This window comes from Legionella navarrensis (genome assembly GCF_052527415.1).
On record NZ_JBNVZR010000009.1, the window covers coordinates 16,079 to 35,082 of the forward strand.

Genomic DNA, 19,004 nt, shown 5'->3' on the forward strand with positions numbered 1-19,004 from the left:
AGTTAAATCAGTTACTGGTTGAAGTTAAAACGCTCTTCAGCCAGTCGGTACAGGGGACGCCAGATGAGCTGATTAAACACCAGCACATACACACACATCATGCCGGTGCCGAGTGCAATCTTCGGAAAATCACCCGCTATCGTGCTCGCCTGAATGTACTCGCCAAGGCCGGTCGCTTTCAGGGTTGTATCACCCCAGCTCACCCATTCCGCCACAATACTGGCGTTCCAGGCACCGCCGGCTGCGGTGATGGCACCCGTGATATAAAAGGGGAAAATCCCCGGCAAGGCAAGGCGTTTCCACCACAGCCAGCCGCTCAGACCGAAATTATCCGCCGCCAGATACAAATCACGCGGAATGGTGGAGGCGCCTGCTATCACATTAAATAATATATACCACTGCGTACCCAGAATCATCAGAGGCGTGACCCAGACCTCTACGCTCAAATGAAAACGCACAATGGCAATCACAAACAAGGGATAAAAGAGATTAGCCGGGAAGGCCGCGACAAACTGAATCACCGGCTGGATCTTTTGAGCGATTCGTGGCCGAAGCCCTATCCATACGCCAACCGGAATCCACACCAGTGAGCTGATAACAATCAAGACAATCACCCGCGTTCCCGTGGCTGCGCCGAGCAAAAAAACATGGAAGATATCGCCCAGTCTTAACTCAGCCAGAATAAAGCTCATCAGACCCCAGGCACCGCCGGCGATGGCAAACCAGACCAGCGAGTTCCAGATCCAGTCGATACGGCGCTGACGCTGTGGGTTGACTTCCCGCGCCACCGTGGGTGTACGCCGGCTTAGCCAGTGTGCATTAACAAATTTGTCCCGCAATACGCCAAGCCGCGCGCCCACCCGCTTCATCAGCTTACTGCCACGCATCCAGTCAATTAACCAGGATTGCGATTCGCTTTCATCCGGCGACTGCTCCATTTTAAATTTTTCGGACCAGGCGATGAGGGGGCGAAACAGAATCTGATCATACAGAAAGATAACGATCACCATGGCAATAATGGCGTAACCTACCGCCCGCAGATCATGTTGTTCAATTGCCAGAGCGATGTAGGAGCCCACGCCTGGTAAACGGATGTCCTGATGCGAAACAGCAATCGCCTCAGACAACACCACAAAAAACCAGCTGGCCGACATGGACATCATCATGTTCCACAACAGACTGGACATGGAAAACGGCACTTCAACCTTCCAGAAGCGCTGCCAGGCAGACAGCTGAAACACCGCAGAGGCTTCTTTCAAATCATGAGGCAGGGTTTTCAGCGATTGATAAAAGCCAAAAACAATATTCCAGACCTGAGCAGTAAAAATCGCAAAAATAGAAGCACACTCCGGTCCCAGCAGGCTGTTGGGAAACAGATGAATAAAGCCGGTGACGGTGATGGAGAGAAAACTTAAAACGGGAACCGATTGCAATACGTCAATAGCCGGTACGATGATCTGCTCGGCCCGGCGGTTTTTTGCGGCCAGGGTGCCAACCAGAAAGGTAAACACAATCGACAGGGTCAGGGCAATGAACATGCGCAGCACGGTACGTGAAGCATAAAACGGCAGCTGAGACGGATCGAGAGAAATCGGCAGGGGCTCGCCCAACTGATAGGGACTGGCCATTTGCTGCCCGGCCCAGCCGAGGAAGAACAGCACCGACAGAATCAGAATCAGCAGCAAAAAATCCCAGCGGTTGACAAAACGGCCAACGCTTTCACGGTTGGCAAAGTAAAAACGAGTATTGCGCATCTCTGCCCCCCTTTTTGCTTGTTACGAATGATTATGACCGAAGAAAAACCATTGATTTGATGACAAAGCCGCGACGATGATACAATCGATCTTATGTCACCACAGACAACGTGGCTCAGTATACCACACGGTGCCTGCAATCGACAGATATTCGATGCCTTTGCCAAACCTAAAGGATGCCTTTATGTCAAAAATAAACCGCCTGTTTTGTGCTCTTCTTATCCTGTTCGCCAATCTGGTACACGCCGCAGCCGACGATATACAGAAGGCCGTGTGGGTGAACGAGGCGATCGTTGCCACGTACACGTTTAATGCCAGTAACTATCTGGAGCGTCAGCGGGAAATCGCGCGTTATTTTACGGCCGAAGGCTGGACGAATTACCTCACCGCCCTGAACGCGTCTGGTCTGCCGGCCACCGTCAAACAAAATGACTATTCTGTTTCAGCCGTAGCTCTGGCTCCTCCTGCTGTCACCATCAGTGACAACGGCCAGTCGTGGAAGGCAACGATGCCGTTGCTGGTGATGTATAAAAACCCGCAGCAACAGCAGAAGCAAACGCTGATGGTCACGATTACCTTCGTCCCGGCAGCGACAAATCAGGGTGTACGGGGGCTGGCCATGAACAGTCTGCAGGCAAAAATCACCACAGAGCCCTGCCAGTGCTGTGCGGCGGAGGAATCTAAAACAGACGCCACAGCAGCACCAGCAGGTGCAGAGCAATCAGCCCCAGCAAAAGCGCAATAATGACGTTCAGTTTGGTGGGAATACGCACGTCCAGTGCCGCCTGACTGGGGTTATCGGGGTTGTAATACACATCGATTTCCTCGTCGTTTTCAAAGGCCATCGCCGCACGGTAGGCAACCTGGCGGGCGTATTTGCTGTTTGGGTTGTTATGAGACGTATCAAGGAAAAAATACTCGCCAACAAAATCCTGGTCGTAGAGATGGTAGCTGTATTCTATTTTTGCCCAAAGCCGGTGTCCGTCGCGACTCCAGCTGAATTGCGTCATCCGCCCTTTGGTGATGAGCCAGTCACGCGCTTTGTTTAAAAACTGACGCTGGCTCCAGAAGTGTTTTAACAGCACGAACAGGAAGAGCAGCCAGGCGAGATCGACCGCGCCCTGCCATGAGAACAGCCAGCCAGTAAGTGTTTTCATAGACATCCTGTTTAATAATCAGTTTAATCAATGAACAGCTCCCTTCTCCCTGGTTAAGGGAGCCTGCCCTTCTAATGCGCTTCATCCCAGTTATTACCCACCCCCACCGATACCTTCAAAGGCACCGCCAGGCTGACCGCGTTCTCCATCAGCTCACGAATGGCTGCCGTAGCCCATTCGACCGACGACTCTGGCACTTCAAACACCAGTTCGTCATGTACCTGCATGGTCATGCGCACGCTGGGTTCGGGTAAATCAGCCTGCCAGGCTGCAACGGCCAGCATGGCTTTTTTGATGATATCAGCCGCCGTACCCTGCATGGGCCCGTTAATGGCCGTGCGCTCAGCGGCGCGCTGACGCATCATGTTGCGGGCATTAATTTCAGGCAGTTGCAGACGACGCCCGAAAATGGTTTCAACGTAGCCTTGTCGATGCGCCTGCTGACGCGTGCGCTCCATGTACTCCAGCACACCAGGATAGCGATGAAAATAACTGTCCATATAGGTCTGTGCGTCTTTTCGTTCCACGCCTAACTGCTTGGCCAGGCCAAAGGCTGACATCCCGTAGATTAAACCAAAATTGACGGCTTTGGCGCGGCGGCGCAATTCGGCATTGACCTCCGCCAGAGGAACCTGGAAAATTTCACTGGCCGTGGCTGCATGAATATCCAGACCTTTGGCAAAAGCATTCAACAAACCGGCATCACCCGATAAGTGCGCCATGATACGCAATTCAATCTGCGAATAATCAGCTGCCAGCAGTTTATACCCTCCGGGTGCCACAAAAGCGGTTCGAATCAAACGCCCTTCCTCACTGCGGACGGGAATGTTCTGTAAATTGGGATCGCTGGAAGAGAGCCTTCCTGTAGCTGCCACAGCCTGATTGTAGGACGTATGCACCCGATGCGTACGCGGGTTAACCCGTTTGGGTAAGGCATCGATGTAGGTTGAAACGAGCTTGTTCAAACCACGGTATTCCAGGATGACAGCTGGCAGTGGATAATCGTAGGCCAGTTCCTGTAACACAGATTCTGCAGTTGACGGCTGACCGCCTGGTGTCTTTGCCAGAACCGGCAGTTTGTGCTCGTCAAACAGAATTTCCTGCAATTGTCTGGGCGAATTCAGATTAAAAGGCCGGCCAGCCAGAGCCAGAGCCTCGTCTTCCAGGCTTTTCATACGAATCTTCAAACGCTCGCCGTGACGCGCCAGCGTTTCAGTATCAATCAATACCCCATAACGCTCCATATCAGCAAGCACCGTCAGCAACGGTACTTCAATGTCGTGCAGCACGGTTTTCAACGGCTCATCCAGCAGAGGATAAATCGCCCGGTGCAGTTTCAGCGTGATGTCGGCGTCTTCGGCAGCATAGGGTGCCGCCTCTGCCACGGGAATCTGATCAAAACGCAGTTGTTTTGCGCCTTTACCCGCCACGTCTTCGTAGGAAATGGTTTTATGCCCCAGATATTTCAACGACAGACTGTCCATGTCGTGACGGCTGCCCACACTGTTGAGGACATAGGATTCCAGCATGGTGTCGGACACAATGCCCTTCATGCGGATACCATAATTTTGAAAGACGTTAAAATCGTATTTGAGATTCTGGCCTATTTTGCCAATACGATCGCTTTCCAGAATCGGTTTCAGCGCCGCCAGCACGTCGCTCCTCTGCAACTGCTCACTGCCGTCGAGATGAGCGAGCGGGATATAAACCGGATCGTTCACATCAATGGCCATCGAAATACCCACGATTTCAGCTTCCATCACGTCGAGGCTGGTAGTTTCCGTGTCCACGCAAAAAAGAGGACAGGTCCGCAGGCGTTGCAACCAGTCGGATAACTGCGCTTCGGTGGTAATAATGCTGTATTGGGATTCGCTTTTTTCGCTGCTCTCGGGTGGAGGAGGCAGTGCCGACTCGTCTGCCTTGTCCTGCCTCAGCAGATCATTTAACCAGGTTTTGAATTCCAGCTCGCGGGTCAGCTCTATCAAACGCTCGCGATCAGCCTTACCAGCCCGCAGTTCATCTACAGTGACCGGCAGTTCAACATCGAGCTTGATAGTGACCAGACGTTTCGACAAAGGCAGGTAACTCAGGCTTTCGCGAAAATTTTCGCCAACCTTGCCGGGGATGTCGGCCGCATGTGCGATCAGATTGTCCAGCGTCTTGTACTGCTCCAGCCATTTAACCGCAGTTTTGGGGCCGCAATTGTTAACACCAGGCACGTTGTCCGAACTGTCGCCAATCAAGGTCAGATAATCGATAATCTGCTCCGGCGTCACGCCGAATTTTTCCTTGACGCCGGATATATCCAGCACCTGGTTAGACATGGTGTTGATAAGCGTAACGTGCTCATTCACCAGCTGCGCCATGTCTTTGTCGCCTGTGGAAATGATGACGGCCTGCCCCTGACTGGCGGCCTGCCGGGCAAGTGTGCCGATCACGTCGTCGGCTTCAACACCGTCAATAATGAGCAGGGGCAGACCCATGGCGGTCAATACATCAATCAGAGGAGCAAACTGCGAGCTGAGCTCTGGGGGCATGGGCGGACGATGGGCCTTATACTCGGGATACCATTCGTCGCGAAAGGTTTTTCCTTTCGCATCAAACACGACCACAACCCGCTCTGATTGATAGTCCTTGATTAGTCGTTTGACCATGTTGCTGACACCATACACAGCGCCGGTTGCCTGACCTTTGGAATTGGTCAGCGGCGGCAGAGCATGAAAGGCGCGAAAAAAATAGGAAGATCCATCAATCAAAATTACCGGGGCAGTCATCATTACGCCTCACTCAGCTCGTCCACACGTTCACTTAGTCTGTTAATTTTTTCGCTGAGCGCTTTGAGATTTTTACGCATCAGGGGAATGCGCGTTACCGACAATTCCTGCTCAATCGCCTTGTCACGTGGACGGGCAGGATTACCCAGATACACGTTACCTTTGATTAAATGCTTTTTGGGAGGTACACCGGCACGAGCGGCTAAAACCACCCCGTCATCAATGCGGACATGATCGCTGACTCCTACGTTAGCGGCAAAAATAACGTTATCGCCACTGACTGTGCTGCCCGCAATTCCGGTGAAGGCGCACAGGATATTGTGCCGGCCCAGCTTCACCGAATGCGCGATTTGTACCAGGTTATCAACCTTGGTGCCTGCGCCAACCACGGTAGCACCCAGTGTTGCCCGGTCAACCACGGTATTGGCGCCAATTTCGACGTCGTCTTCAATCACCACGTGCCCAACGTGTGGGATTTTCATGTGGTGGCCGTCAACAAAGGTATAACCAAAGCCGTCGCTGCCAATGACGCTGGACGCGTGAATGATTACACGCGCACCAATCTGCGTACCATCATAAATGGTGACGTGGGGATGGACGGTGGTATCCGCACCAATGCTCACCCCACGGCCAATGGTTACATGCGCCTTGATGACGCAGCGCTCACCAATAACCGAGCCGGATTCCACAACAGCAAAGGGACCGATATGACAGTCTGGAGACACCTGGGCATCGTCAGCGATGACGGCGCTGGGGTGAATGCCGGCGGCAGGTCTGCTGGCGGGATGAAAGACGCCCAGCAACTGGATAAACGATTGAAACGGATGCGCGACCTGAATAACCGGTTTAACCTGGCTGGTGGTTTTCTGATTCACCAGAATGGCGGCGGCCTCCGACTGCTCCGCGCGCAGCAGGTTATCAGCGCCATCGGCAAACACCAGCGCACCTGCGGCTATGTCGTCAATCGGCGACAGCGCAGCAATCATCACAGAAGCATCACCCACGACCACGCCTTGCAGGCGGTCTGCTATTTCGCTCAAAGAAACATTCATTACTTTATCGTCCACTCACGCAAAATGGATCGATTATAACGCGATATGACAAGACATGCGAACGTTGATTTCTTTAAATTGATCCTTTTTTGACATCGATGTACCATTAGGTAACAATTATACATGGGGTTCAATCGCAATGAAAGAAAGCATTATTTCCAAACCGGGCTTCCTGCCAGTCAGCGGCGGTCATACGCCGTCACAATTTGAATTCTATGAAACGCGTGGACGCAGGCCTCATCAGCAGGATGCTCTGGCCTGGCATATTTTACCGGATGGCGCCCTGCATAATCTGACACCGGAAGAAATTGGCTTCCGTCTCTGGACCTGTTATCGCCAGCTCGACCAAGCGGTAGTGCAAATACGATTATTTAGCGACCACGGTACCACCGCATCTACCACCGTTTATGATGGCCGCGGAAATCTTATCACCGCAACCCTTGCCGACGCGGTCGCTTTTGCAGCGGTGTTTGACAGGAACGGCAGGCCTCGCGGCGTGGTTCGCCTGAACCAGGTTACCCACAGTGCCGCTGATGAGAGTGAGCGTAAGCGCATTGCGGAGCTGGGTGGGACCGTTGTTTATTATCTGGGCGCACAACGCGTAAATTATGCTCTGGCCGTCAGCCGGGCTATTGGTGATCGTTCGCACAAACCGCTGATCAGTTCGGACGCACGAATCGATTTTCACAGCACAGACAGCATCAGGCAAACAATCATGTCACGTGACGAAGCCCTGCGTGCACAAGACATAGGCGACATCAAAATTATCGTCACCTGTGATGGCTTTACTGAACGGGCAAAGGCACAGACGAAACAAGAGCATGAAAATTATCTTCTGAATAAGTTAACCGGTTATCACATAGAACAGCCCAACATGGATTTGAGTGAGTATTTAGCCCAGGCAGCGATTAGAGATGACTCTGGGGATAACATTTCCGTATCCATACAAACCCTGCCGGCAGAAGGCCAGGAACAGTTTGCGGTGTTACAGGGCGTGTATGATGGTCATGGCGGGGAAAGGGCAGCCCATTATGTTGCCGACAACATAGGCAGGTTATTCTCGGCGCAATGCGAACTGACACCCGGGCAATATGCCACTCAGCGATTCAGCGTCATGCGCTATCCAGGTATTTTTCGGCAAGACCACGCCGACTACTTCAGAAGCAGCAGCGCTGCGGCCTCGTCCACGTCGGCACCAGGGCCTGACACAGACGTGCCGCATCTATTCAGCGATTACGACAATCCAGGACGCCTGGGCCCGAACGAACCGCTTGCCGCCCGTTTGCTTGAGGCCATCACAATCGCCCGCAATAATTATGTTGCCTATCATGGGCTGAGCCGCGCAGACAAAGCTGTGCGCATGGAACTCAATCGTGGTCAGAGTGATGGCTATCTGAGTTTTTTCCGCCACACCGCGTCTGGAATAACCATAGCCAATCGATGGGTACGGCAATTTAACGACATAAGATTGAGTGACGACACCAGCGTACAACGTTTATGCCTGTTGCTAAGCCATCCCAAAACAAGGTTTTTCCGACATTCGTTCGGTTCGTTTGTCATGGATGCCCTCCGTCCGGTACTTGAAACAGAAGGCATTGATGTGCCTGTGGACGTGACCAGAGAAGATATCCCTGACTTGATTAGAAACATCGAGGAAGAGTGTTTGAGCGAAGAGCACGAAATAAATCAAAGCCTGCTCAGATAGCAGCCCCCTTCTCCTTTAAACCAGGGAGAAGGGAGCTGTACAGTGAGCCCAGTCTACGCCCTTTTTAACAACAGAGCCGCGTTGGAACCACCAAAGGCAAAGTGGTTAGACAGGGCGATATCAATTTTCTTTTTGCGCGCCTGATTGGCCACGTAATCCAGATCACAGGCCGGATCTGGTTCATGCAGATTAATGGTGGGCAGCAGGGTATCCTGTTGCAGACACAGGACCGTGGCAATGATCTCCATTACACCGGCCGCACCGATGGAATGACCAGTCATCGATTTTTGCGCGGTGATCGGAATCTCGTAGGCACGATCTCCAAAAACCGCCTTGATGCTTTCAGTTTCCGCCTTGTCGTTCAAAGGCGTACCTGTTCCGTGTGCGTTGATGTATTGCACGTCTCCCGGCGACAGGCGGGCATCCGCCAGAGCGGCCTGTATGGCACGCGCCTGTCCTTCGGGGTTGGGGGCGGTAATATGATAGGCATCACAGCTTGCGCCAAACCCCAGGATCTCGGCATAAATCGTAGCACCACGTGCGCGCGCATGATCCAGATCCTCCAGAATCAAGGTACCGGCGCCATCCGCCATGACCATGCCGTCGCGGTTAATATCAAAGGGTCGGCAGGCCAGTTCTGGCTGCTCATTCTGAGTGGACATGACGCGCAGTTTGCACCAGGCGGCCATAATGGCTTCCCAGAGCAGGGACTCCGTACCACCACACAGGGCAACCGCCAGACGCCCCTGCGCAATCTGGTGATAGGCGTTACCTATCGCTTCCGCAGAGGAAACACAGGCATTGGATACGGTAGAATTAGGACCGCCAAGGCCGAATGTGATAGCAATCTGATTGGCAACGGAATTGGGCATAAAGCGCAGCACGCTGAGTGCCGGAATTTTTTTCCAGCTTTCCGTGATAAAGGCACGGTAGGCGTCCAGCTCCAGCTCAGCCGCCCCTGCAACGCTGGTGCCAATGAACGTCCCGGCATGAGCCAGCTCAGCCGGCGTAAGACCGGAGCGCCTGATCGCGTGATGGGAACAATACAGGGCATAACGGGTTGCGAGGGAATAACGCCTGCTTTTATCGAATTCGGGCAGGTCATCGAGGGTAAAATCGGTGATTTCCCCGCCAATCTGTGTTGGATATGGAGATGGGTCGAACTGCTGAATCCGTTTGATTCCGCAATGTCCCTGAACAGCGGCCTGCCAAAAGGCATCCAGTCCATTTCCGATGGAGGAAACGATATCCATCCCAGTAATTACTACTCGTTTTTTCATTTCATACCCTTGAAACATCGTCCATCTGGCATGAGCCGCTTCATCAAAAAAACGGCACCGTACAAACCGTAAAGGCCGAAATTATGACCGCGCAATCGCGAGAATGCAATACTCAGGATAACAGGAATATGCGCGACAGTTTTTCCAGTTCAATCTGCCAGTATTCGTAACGCGTGATGATGCGAAATCCCTGCTTTAAATACAGATTCAGCGCTGTGCTTTTGTCGCTTTCGACATCAAGGCTCAGCACCTGCCTTCCCAGTGACAGTACGTGCGTTATCACCTGCGATAACAATTCACTGCCCAGCCCCAGCCCCTGCCAGGGCGGTGCAATCGCGATATCAGACAACAGCACCGTATCGGGTTGCCAGCGCAAATGTGCTTTTCCCAGGCATTTCCCGTCTTTTTCCGCCACAAGTATCTCGTACTCCGGATTGAGCAGTAAACGGGTAAAGCGCTGCGTCATATCGGCGTGGTGTTCGGAAAAACAGGCTTTATCAAGGTAATACAAAACGGGTAAATCATCCATAACAGCCCGGCGAATATGCAGCTGGCGCGGCTGCAGCGGTGGTGCGTCGGGGCTGTCGCGACGCATATGGTATTCGCTGTTGTAATACACAAAATCCAACGACTGGATCCAGTCGTTGTCCGACGTGTCAGAAAAGGAAAAAATCACCCTTTTCATGCCACGACTCACCAGCAGAGGCAGCATGGCTCGGACCAGCTCACGCGCTATTCTCTGCTTACGCAGTTCAGGCGCCACCAGCAGACTGACTTCACAGGCATCTTCGTAGAAGAAATACACGCTGGCAAAACCAACCAGTCTGTCAGATTGATAGTAAAGAAAATTACTTTCCGTTTCCCGTTGCTGGCTGAGCAGATCATGATAAATTTTTGGCAGCCCACCGTCTTTTGCAAGGCAAAGCGCAGCGAGTTGTTCAAGATCCTGCTGTTGCAGCAGACTCAGTTTATGGTTTCGTATCAGCATAGAAGCTCTGGGTTAAGGTTTCCTTAATCTTGATGCGATACTATATAAGGTATCGGGTTTGGGTTATACTGTCTGCGTGAAAAAAATACCCCTGCTCCAAACATTTTTTTGAGGTGTCTGCCATGGCTTTATCCTTTGCTGAACAGGTTATGTTACAGTCAAAATACGATGAGCTGCGCGAGTTAACTACTTATCCTAATCGTTTTGCGAATAACAAGGAGCAGTTGATACGCTTTTGCATTGATAATGACATATTGCTTTATAATCTGGCTCATCTGCATTTCGCTACTGGCCAGAATCTGCTGAATCGCGTGCTTCACATCGTTACTGGCCGCTCAGCGGAAGTGCTAAAAGACTGGCGACGCGACTTTAGCGCAGCCTCAGCCCAGGCGGATGCCTTAACGCGGCAAACGTACGCCCGGGCGTATCTTTCTGTTGCAGATCAACACGCAAAAATGGGCTTTTTTGCAGAAGAAAGCCTGCTTACGATGGAAGACATGAAAACTCTTTTGGCGAACCCCGGCTATCATTCGGAGGATGTGCTGACGATGGAGCCGTTTTCCCTCACCGAGCGTACTCAAAGCCAGGATGAAGAATTAGGGAAACTGCTTGCAAGCGAGAACGTACCGATCATTTTCCTGCCCGTAAATCATGACGGACACTGGTTTTATCTGATCCGGTTCGAGAATAGCTGGCGCGTGAGAGACTCCCAGAAAATGCAGGAAGAGGGTCTGTCTCAGAGACAGCTGTCCATGATGCAGGCAACTCAGAAACTTCTGACTGATTTCGGCGTGACAGAGACCGTTACTTTTGAGACTACTGGCGCCCAGTTTAACGACTATGATTGCGGTACTCATGTACTGAATGCCTGGCGCTATATTACCAGTCCGGATGGTGGCTTCAGCCCCCTGACTCATTCCCAGGCGCTGAGAGAAGCCCTGTTCCATCAACAGGACAAGATAGAGCCTGCTTTATCAGCTGTTGAAGAGCTGGAAGAGGAGTCCTCTCTGTCTTCTGTCGAAGAAATGGTGGAGTACCACGAACCTGTCCTGCCGGCCACGCAAGAGAAAACAGTGCCATCGGCAGAGGCAGCTGTTGCAGAATACACACAGGCTCTGCTGGCTAATAAACATGGCCTGTTTAGCGGGATACACAACAAAATAGACATCAACCAGATTGACCAGGCTATAGCCTTGCACGGGGAATCGGATGAAGACTTTGCCCACCGTTTACAGGAAGCGGAATTCAGAAAAGCCGGTTTGATTTAAGCCTCAGACTCCGTGCCCAGAACTCTGCGCGTCATTGCGGGCAGAGTTCTGGGTACGGAGCCCCGGCTCCACAGACACCTGTCATGACGGCGATCTCAAAAACAGGCATCAAAATCCCCCTCTCTCACTCTCGCTCACAAGGCATATCGCTGTTACAATTTCGCCACGCCCGTTAAAACCTGCAAAACAATATGTCGTCTGCCCTCTACTGGTTCCGCCAGGATTTACGCTGTCAGGATAACCCGGCCTTACAGGCCGCCTGTCAGGCTCACAGCTCCCTGCTGCCCCTCTATATCGACTGCCTGCCCGGCGGAGGCGCACAGCGCTGGTGGCTGCATCACAGCCTGTCGGCTCTCCGTGCCAATCTACATGAACATGGTTTGAATCTCTGCCTGCGTCGAGGTGATCCATTAAGCATCCTGCTGCAGCTGATTGACGAACATTCAATAGACACAGTCTATTGGAACCGCTGCTACGAACCCCAGGCGATTGAACGCGATACGGCGATCAAGACGGCCTTGACAGCTCGTGGTGTCACGGTGAAAAGCTTTAATGGCGCCTTGCTGAATGAACCGTGGACGGTCAGTAATCAAAGCGGTCAATACTACAAAGTATTCACCCCCTACTGGCGACAATGTCTGCTCCAGATGCCTCAGCCTGTATCCTGTAGTATAGAGCAGTGGCCGGCCCCCCTGTCAGCTCAGAGCGATAGTCTGGAGGACTGGCGCCTGCTGCCGCAGAATCCCAACTGGGCGGCTGGCTTTCAGACCTACTGGCAGCCTGGCGAACAGGGTGCATTAGATCGTTTAAGCAGATTTATCAAGAATCAACTGGGACAGTATGGGAGCGAACGCGATATTCCCATTCGCGACGCCACCTCCAGGCTGTCGCCGCATCTGCATTTTGGCGAAATAAGTCCATGGCGTCTGTGGCAGGCCACTCAGGAAGCGAGGCAGCTTCCTGGCTGTAACCTTCACTCCACTGATCGCTTTCTGGCCGAGCTGGGCTGGCGTGAGTTTTCGCATTATCTGCTCTACCATTTTCCGGGTCTGCCAGACACGAATTTCAAAAGCGAATTCAACGCCTTTCCCTGGCAGCAGGACGATGAAGCGCTGAAGCGCTGGCAGCGTGGCCTGACCGGCTACCCAATTGTCGATGCCGGTATGCGTGAACTCTGGCACAGTGGCTATATGCATAACCGGGTGCGGATGATCGTTGCTTCCTTTTTAATCAAGGACCTGTTGATTGACTGGCGCGTGGGTGCTGCCTGGTTTTGGGATACGCTGCTGGATGCCGATCTGGCCAACAACTCCGCCAGCTGGCAGTGGGTCGCCGGTTGCGGTGCCGATGCCGCCCCCTATTTCCGGATTTTCAACCCGGTATTACAGGGAGAAAAATTTGATCCCGCGGGTGAATACGTAAAAAAATGGGTTCCCGAGCTGCATTCGGTCAACAGTAAATGGATTCACAAACCCTGGGAAGCACCTTTCGGCCAGCTGGCGATTACACTGGGCCGGGATTATCCGCATCGTCTGGTAGATCACAACAAGGCACGGAATTTTGCCCTGGCCAGTTATAAAGCCCTGGAGCGTGATAGCTGATATGAGTAGACGTTGTATTTAATGGCCAGAGCGGCCGTGAGGCATGACCTGTGTCAACAGGATGGATTTCGGATAGATAATGTTTAAAAACGTCGCATCTGTTTCAATCCCTCTGCTCGTGATTAGCAAGTCTATTTTTTGATCGCCGAGATATTTTTTAATTGAAGCCAGGATATAGTGTTTTTCGCTCTTTAATGCCATCGCGTGCTCAGGACTGTCAAGAAGCAGCAGCAAATCGATATCGCCACCTCTGCAAGTATCGTCAACCCGACTTCCATATAATCTTAATTCCGCGCTCATCTTATCCAGATAAGGCGTTATAGCGCGAATCAAATCCTCGATTTGTTGACTGGTCAGGCGCACAATTATTAAATCCTGTCTTTAATGGCAATTAGAACAGGAGCCTCTTTGCGCAGACGAATGAAAAATTCGGCAAGGTCCCGATCCGTATATTCATGAGCAGAGATATTTCGTAACTCACGAATAGCCATCCATAAATCAACATTATCCAGGCAATTCAATTTTTCTGCCTGGTTGATGAAATCACGAAAACTACCGCTGAACCCGGGATCTTCAACTAACACATAGGTACGGATATATTTCATCAGATACACATCAGCCACGCGGGCAAAGCGGGCTGAAAAACTTTCCCATGTTTCCAGGGTTTCTTCATCCAGCCGGTCTGGTTCGGCCGGCAGCAGCAGCACTTTTTTATAGCTGTATTCAAGATGAGCAATAGCTTTTAATAATTTATTTTTATGTTCTTCCAACAGCGTTTCACGTATTGTCATATTCTGATTCCAGATCAGGTTAAAAGTGCATGCTCATGGAAGCAACGATGATCTCGATGGTAATCAGCACGATGATGATAATTTCGAGATTATGCGCGTGCTTGTTCTCCAGATAACTGTTGAACATATCGAAGATTTCGTTGAGCGTATCCAGGCGATGATTAATCGCGTTAACGCGGCGCTGGATGTGCAGATAACGCTCCAGCATCGTAAAGTACTCTTCCAGAGTAGGATGCTGCCAGAAATATTTCGGATGGTAGAGAAAGTTACTGATCAGATTCATTTCGCTTTTGGCGTTGAGAATCTCGCCAATAATCTGTCGTACCTTATTACGGGAGATATTCATCTGCCCTTTGTGCGACAGGCGCTGTATCAAGGGGGAATATTTGTCAATCAGGGCTTCAATGATGGTTTCAAAATACTGCAGCTTCACCGACTGCGAAAACCCGTAGGACAGACTCAGCTTGAGATCATCGTTGTCGCCGTCCATGGTAATGCAATCCACATCAAAATAATCATGGGGCTCAATCGCGGTTTTATCACCAACCTGATAACTGAACTCATCGTGGACAGAAAACGGCACCAGTCGGTCGCAGTATGGTTTGATGGTGTCAAGATAGCCGGTGATTCGGTGACGCTTAATCCCCCAGGATACCACCGTTCCATTTTTAAAAATAAAAAGGACAAAGCCCGGCTTTTCAATTGAGCTTATTTTCAACACGTCGCGAGACTTAACAGATTGATAACGCTCAGGGCTTGATTTGAACAGAGTATCCAAACGGGGCAGATCGATAGTGTTTGCGATGCAATAACTTAAGCATTCCATGATTAAAATAACCTTCAATAACGGCGGTAATCAGGGCTATTTCATCAAAATTCAGCGTGCCGTCCTGAACAATCACGGTTTGACTATTGATGAAATCACTCTGAGCGGTGATGTGTCTAGTACTATTTCCATATAGTTTTGACATGTATGGAAACAGTACTAGACACTGAGCACATCACCTGCATGCGGATTATAATCCATTTCTCCGGGCACTACACGTCTTCTACGGTTTCTTTACCAGAGTAAGCTTTCTTTCTCTCAGTCGCGCCGGACAACCATTGAGGGCAGACTTCAAGAACTTCAGCAATTTTGTCCAATTGTTCCGCAGGTGGCAGCAGATGACCAAAGATCATAGCGTTAGCCAAATGGCGGGTTACACCAAATACTTTTGATACGGCTTTGGTTTTTTCCGACAATTCTTCCGGAAATCCCAACAACGATAATTCGCGATTAAATCGCTGGGAAAACACCTTGCTGTTCATTTTTCACTCCATGAAAAAATAGTCTGTTTAGCGAACCGTGCCGCGTCCTGCCTGGCAAGACACAGCATATGGAACGTTACGCTACCCGTTCACCTGTCAATCCTTGATTCAGGTATTTCTTTTATAGCGTATTTTTTTTTAATAGCAAAGTGTTTTCTTTACAACTTGAAAACAAATCATTACATTTTTTATTTTAATCGGGCTGTTTATGAAAATAATTCAAATCCAGCTCCCTCGCCGCCTTCACGTCATCCAGTCGTTTGACCGGTAAATCATGTGGCGCATTCCTTAACAGATCAGGGTTTACCTCGGCCTCATGGCGTATCGCTTTCATGGCCTCTACAAAGGCGTCGAGTTCCTGCCGGCATTCGGTTTCCGTCGGTTCAATCAACAGACATTCTGGCACCAGCAATGGAAAATAAGTGGTGGGCGCGTGGAAACCGTAATCAAGCAGACGCTTGGCCAGATCCATGGCCGTGATACCAAACTGTTTCTTTTCCTGACTCAGGGTCAGGATGAACTCGTGGCTGGCACGGCGCTCGGGATAAGCGGGGGTAAAACCGGCATCGCCGAGTTTTTTCAGCAGATAGTTTGCATTCAGAGTGGCAAATTTCGATACGCGCAATAAACCTTCCCTGCCCAGCACGCGAATATAAAAATACGCACGCAGCAAAATACCGGCATTGCCCATAAAACAGGACAGGCGCCCGATGCTGTGTGGGAAATCGCTGGTTGTAGCCCAACGGTAGGCCGCGTCGTCTTTCACAACCACGGGCAGAGGCAGATAGGGCAGCAAACGCTTGCCAACGGCTACGGGACCCGCTCCTGGCCCGCCGCCGCCATGTGGGGTCGCGAAGGTTTTATGCAGATTCAGGTGCATCACGTCAAACCCCATATCGCCAGGCCTTACCTGCCCTAAAATCGCATTCAGATTGGCGCCATCATAATACAACAGACCGCCTGCCTGATGGATGATGGCTGAAATCTCGCTGATCTGGCGCATGAAAAGCCCTAGAGTAGACGGATTGGTCAACATGATTCCGGCGGTTCTTGGCCCAACGTGGCGACGCAGCTCATCCAGATCGATATCACCGTCTTTCGCTGTTGGTATTTCGACAACCTTGAAGCCGCAGATTACCGCCGACGCCGGATTGGTTCCATGAGCCGCATCCGGAATCAGCATTTCATCGCGTTGGGTATCGCCGCGCGATTGATGATAGGCCTTAATCATGGCCACACCGGCAAATTCTCCCTGAGAACCAGCCATGGGTGTCAGGGACACGCCGACCATGCCGGTGATTTCTTCCAGATAGGTCTGCAGCTCGTATATCGCCTGCAAAAAGCCCTGACTGCCGGCCTCGGGAGCGAGTGGGTGACGATTGAGAAATCCACCCAGTGACGCCGCTTTGTGCACGTCACGCGGGTTGTATTTCATGGTACAGGAACCAAGGGGATAAAAATGAGTATCAATGGCAAAGTTTTTCTGAGACAGGCGGGTGTAATGCCGGACTACCTGCAGTTCAGAACAGCTGGGCAGTCGTGGCGCACGTTTGCGCTGCAAATCGGCAGGAACCGACAGCTCGTGCCGGGAGTCTCTGGGAGCCTGCGCCATAGCCTGGCGCTGGGGCTGTGAACGCTCGTATATCAACATAGTTTACCTTCCATTTTTTGGATGATATCGCTTAATTCGGCACAGTGTTTAACGGGTACAAACTCAATAAACTGATAATCCGCAATTTCAGCCAGATAATAGGGATCTTTTTTGAAAATGGCCTCCACTGCCGCCTTGTCGTTACTGGCTGCGATAATAATACCGCCGGTACGTGGCTTCATCGGGCCTGAGGCCACCAGCAGACCCTGTTTGTAGTAATAATCAAGAAACTCACGATGTGCCTGCAGGTATTTGTCCACTTCCGTCAGTTTTGTCTTGTACTGCATTTGAATGATGATCATGCTGCACCTCGTTGAGACATAATGTGTGTTAAGGCCTTGATGTAATCATTGATCTCGGCATCCGTGCGCATTTCTGTGGCACAGACCAGCAGGCAATCTGCCAGTTCAGGATAATGCGTCTGCACGGGATAGCCACCCAGAATTCCTCGCTCCCGCAAGGCCGTCAGCACGCCGTCAAGCGGGCGATCGAAACGCAGCAGTGCCTCGTGAAAAACCGGGCCATGAAACGCCCGTTCAATGCCCGGAATCTGCACCAGGGCATCAATCAGTCTGTTGGTGTTCTGATGGCATTGCACCGCCACCTGATGCAGGCCATCAGGCCCAAGCAGGCTCATGTGGATGGTCGCTGCGGTAACCAGCAGGCCCTGATTCGTGCAGATATTGGATGTGGCCTTGCCACGTCGAATGTGCTGCTCACGTGCCTGTAGAGTCAGAGAGAATCCGGGATTACCGTCTTTATCGACGGTGCGGCCAATCAGGCGCCCAGGCAATTGTCTTACATGCTCCATGCGTGTACTGAAAAAGCCAAAATAAGGGCCGCCAGAAGCCATGGGCACCCCCAGGGGCTGCCCTTCTCCACACACGATATCTACACCATGTGCTCCCCATTCGCCGGGTGGCTTCAGCAAGGCCAGCGACACCGGGTTTACGCAGGCAATGCTCACAACCTTGTTGGCCGACGCCCAGTCTGTCAACGCGTCAACCGGCTCAAAGCGGCCAAAGAAATTGGGCTGTACAATAATCAGCGCGCAGATGTCCTCACCCTGATACGCATCGAGAGCCGCAGGCGAGGTAACCCCTTCCTGGCGGTCAAAGGGCAGAGTAATCAATTCAATATGCTGGTTCCTGACAATGGTTTCTATCGTTTCCCGATACAGGGGATGGAGGGTCCCTGCCACGAGTATCCGGTTGGACTTGCTGTGCCGGTTAATGCGTACGGCCATTAAAACAGCCTCGGCCAGAGCCGTGGCACCGTCATACAGAGACGCATTCGCCACGTCCATACCAGTCAACTCGGCAATCATCGTTTGAAATTCATACAACAGCTGCAGCGTTCCCTGACTGGCTTCGGCCTGATAAGGCGTGTAAGAGGTCAAAAACTCCCCGCGGGAAGCAATATCCCAGACGGCGGCTGGAATATGGTGCTCGTAGCTCCCGGCCCCCATAAAGCAGACACCGTTGCGATTTGCGCCTGCCAGCTGGTTTGCCTGCTGCAGCATGGCCATGGCACCGCTGCCCGGTGGAATAGTCTGAAATCCATCAATGCGCAGCGCCGCCGGAATTTCATCAAACAGTTCATCGATACTGTTTACACCTATCGTGCTGGTTTGAACACGAATGTCTTCCTCGGTATGGGGGATATAGGGCATGAT

Annotated in this window: 18 protein-coding genes; 5 read left to right on the forward strand and 13 right to left on the reverse strand. The window is 51.6% G+C overall.

Features of this window, described 5'->3' with window-relative positions:
- Positions 1-11 precede the first annotated feature (11 nt).
- Entirely contained in the window at positions 12-1,754 is a 1,743-nt protein-coding gene (locus tag ACQUTA_RS06830) for an ABC transporter permease (protein ID WP_444987480.1), read from the reverse strand.
- 184 nt (positions 1,755-1,938) lie between these two features.
- Between ACQUTA_RS06830 and ACQUTA_RS06835 the strand changes: the two genes are divergently transcribed.
- Positions 1,939-2,499: a DotI/IcmL family type IV secretion protein gene (locus ACQUTA_RS06835; protein WP_444987481.1), complete on the forward strand. Its 561-nt coding sequence runs from the start codon at positions 1,939-1,941 to the stop codon at positions 2,497-2,499.
- Here ACQUTA_RS06835 and ACQUTA_RS06840 read toward each other — a convergent pair.
- From ACQUTA_RS06840 to lpxD, 3 genes are all read right to left on the reverse strand, one after another.
- Entirely contained in the window at positions 2,435-2,911 is a 477-nt protein-coding gene (locus tag ACQUTA_RS06840; RefSeq protein ID WP_444987482.1) for a DUF3592 domain-containing protein, read from the reverse strand. The two genes, ACQUTA_RS06835 and ACQUTA_RS06840, sit on opposite strands and share 65 nt — an antisense overlap.
- Positions 2,912-2,982: 71 nt before the next feature.
- Positions 2,983-5,685 carry a DNA polymerase I gene (gene polA, locus ACQUTA_RS06845; RefSeq protein WP_444987557.1) on the reverse strand — a complete coding sequence of 901 codons (2,703 nt, stop codon included), beginning with the start codon at positions 5,683-5,685 and terminating at the stop codon, positions 2,983-2,985.
- A 2-nt stretch (positions 5,686-5,687) separates the two neighbouring features.
- A complete protein-coding gene (gene lpxD / locus ACQUTA_RS06850; RefSeq protein ID WP_444987483.1) occupies positions 5,688-6,737 on the reverse strand; it encodes a UDP-3-O-(3-hydroxymyristoyl)glucosamine N-acyltransferase in 1,050 nt (349 codons plus the stop codon).
- Positions 6,738-6,876: 139 nt separating this feature from the next.
- Here lpxD and ACQUTA_RS06855 point away from each other — a divergent pair, with 139 nt between their 5' ends.
- A complete protein-coding gene (locus ACQUTA_RS06855; protein ID WP_444987484.1) occupies positions 6,877-8,442 on the forward strand; it encodes a PP2C family serine/threonine-protein phosphatase in 1,566 nt (521 codons plus the stop codon).
- Positions 8,443-8,495: 53 nt separating this feature from the next.
- Here ACQUTA_RS06855 and ACQUTA_RS06860 read toward each other — a convergent pair whose 3' ends face one another.
- A complete protein-coding gene (locus ACQUTA_RS06860) occupies positions 8,496-9,722 on the reverse strand; it encodes a beta-ketoacyl-[acyl-carrier-protein] synthase family protein (RefSeq protein WP_444987485.1) in 1,227 nt (408 codons plus the stop codon).
- A 112-nt stretch (positions 9,723-9,834) separates the two neighbouring features.
- Positions 9,835-10,710: a GNAT family N-acetyltransferase gene (locus ACQUTA_RS06865; protein WP_444987487.1), complete on the reverse strand. Its 876-nt coding sequence runs from the start codon at positions 10,708-10,710 to the stop codon at positions 9,835-9,837.
- Positions 10,711-10,832: 122 nt separating this feature from the next.
- Here ACQUTA_RS06865 and ACQUTA_RS06870 point away from each other — a divergent pair, with 122 nt between their 5' ends.
- Both ACQUTA_RS06870 and ACQUTA_RS06875 read left to right on the forward strand, forming a co-directional pair.
- Positions 10,833-11,978: a hypothetical protein gene (locus ACQUTA_RS06870; RefSeq protein WP_444987488.1), complete on the forward strand. Its 1,146-nt coding sequence runs from the start codon at positions 10,833-10,835 to the stop codon at positions 11,976-11,978.
- Between the two features lie 191 nt (positions 11,979-12,169).
- Complete coding sequence (locus ACQUTA_RS06875) at positions 12,170-13,579, forward strand: cryptochrome/photolyase family protein (protein ID WP_444987489.1); 1,410 nt, start codon at positions 12,170-12,172, stop codon at positions 13,577-13,579.
- Between the two features lie 18 nt (positions 13,580-13,597).
- On the opposite strand, the gene ACQUTA_RS06880 is transcribed toward ACQUTA_RS06875, so the two are convergent.
- The 3 genes from ACQUTA_RS06880 to ACQUTA_RS06890 are packed head-to-tail and all read right to left on the reverse strand — an operon-like array spanning position 13,598 to position 15,196.
- Entirely contained in the window at positions 13,598-13,942 is a 345-nt protein-coding gene (locus ACQUTA_RS06880; RefSeq protein ID WP_444987490.1) for a hypothetical protein, read from the reverse strand.
- Positions 13,943-13,947: 5 nt separating this feature from the next.
- Positions 13,948-14,370, reverse strand: coding sequence for a hypothetical protein (locus ACQUTA_RS06885; protein ID WP_444987491.1), 423 nt, complete (start codon positions 14,368-14,370; stop codon positions 13,948-13,950).
- A 19-nt stretch (positions 14,371-14,389) separates the two neighbouring features.
- Positions 14,390-15,196, reverse strand: coding sequence for an RMD1 family protein (locus ACQUTA_RS06890; RefSeq protein ID WP_444987492.1), 807 nt, complete (start codon positions 15,194-15,196; stop codon positions 14,390-14,392).
- Between ACQUTA_RS06890 and ACQUTA_RS06895 the strand changes: the two genes are divergently transcribed.
- Complete coding sequence (locus ACQUTA_RS06895) at positions 15,195-15,332, forward strand: hypothetical protein (protein ID WP_444987493.1); 138 nt, start codon at positions 15,195-15,197, stop codon at positions 15,330-15,332. The genes ACQUTA_RS06890 and ACQUTA_RS06895 overlap by 2 nt on opposite strands.
- A 76-nt stretch (positions 15,333-15,408) precedes the next feature.
- On the opposite strand, the gene ACQUTA_RS06900 is transcribed toward ACQUTA_RS06895, so the two are convergent.
- From ACQUTA_RS06900 to gcvPA, 4 genes are all read right to left on the reverse strand, one after another.
- A complete protein-coding gene (locus ACQUTA_RS06900; protein ID WP_444987494.1) occupies positions 15,409-15,678 on the reverse strand; it encodes a hypothetical protein in 270 nt (89 codons plus the stop codon).
- A gap of 193 nt (positions 15,679-15,871) precedes the next feature.
- A complete protein-coding gene (gene gcvPB, locus ACQUTA_RS06905) occupies positions 15,872-17,329 on the reverse strand; it encodes an aminomethyl-transferring glycine dehydrogenase subunit GcvPB (protein ID WP_444987495.1) in 1,458 nt (485 codons plus the stop codon).
- Entirely contained in the window at positions 17,323-17,631 is a 309-nt protein-coding gene (locus tag ACQUTA_RS06910; protein ID WP_444987496.1) for a YciI family protein, read from the reverse strand. Before ACQUTA_RS06910 ends, gcvPB begins: the two co-directional genes overlap by 7 nt.
- Positions 17,628-19,001: an aminomethyl-transferring glycine dehydrogenase subunit GcvPA gene (gene gcvPA, locus ACQUTA_RS06915; RefSeq protein WP_444987497.1), complete on the reverse strand. Its 1,374-nt coding sequence runs from the start codon at positions 18,999-19,001 to the stop codon at positions 17,628-17,630. The genes ACQUTA_RS06910 and gcvPA overlap by 4 nt, the downstream gene beginning before the upstream one ends.
- Positions 19,002-19,004 lie beyond the last annotated feature (3 nt).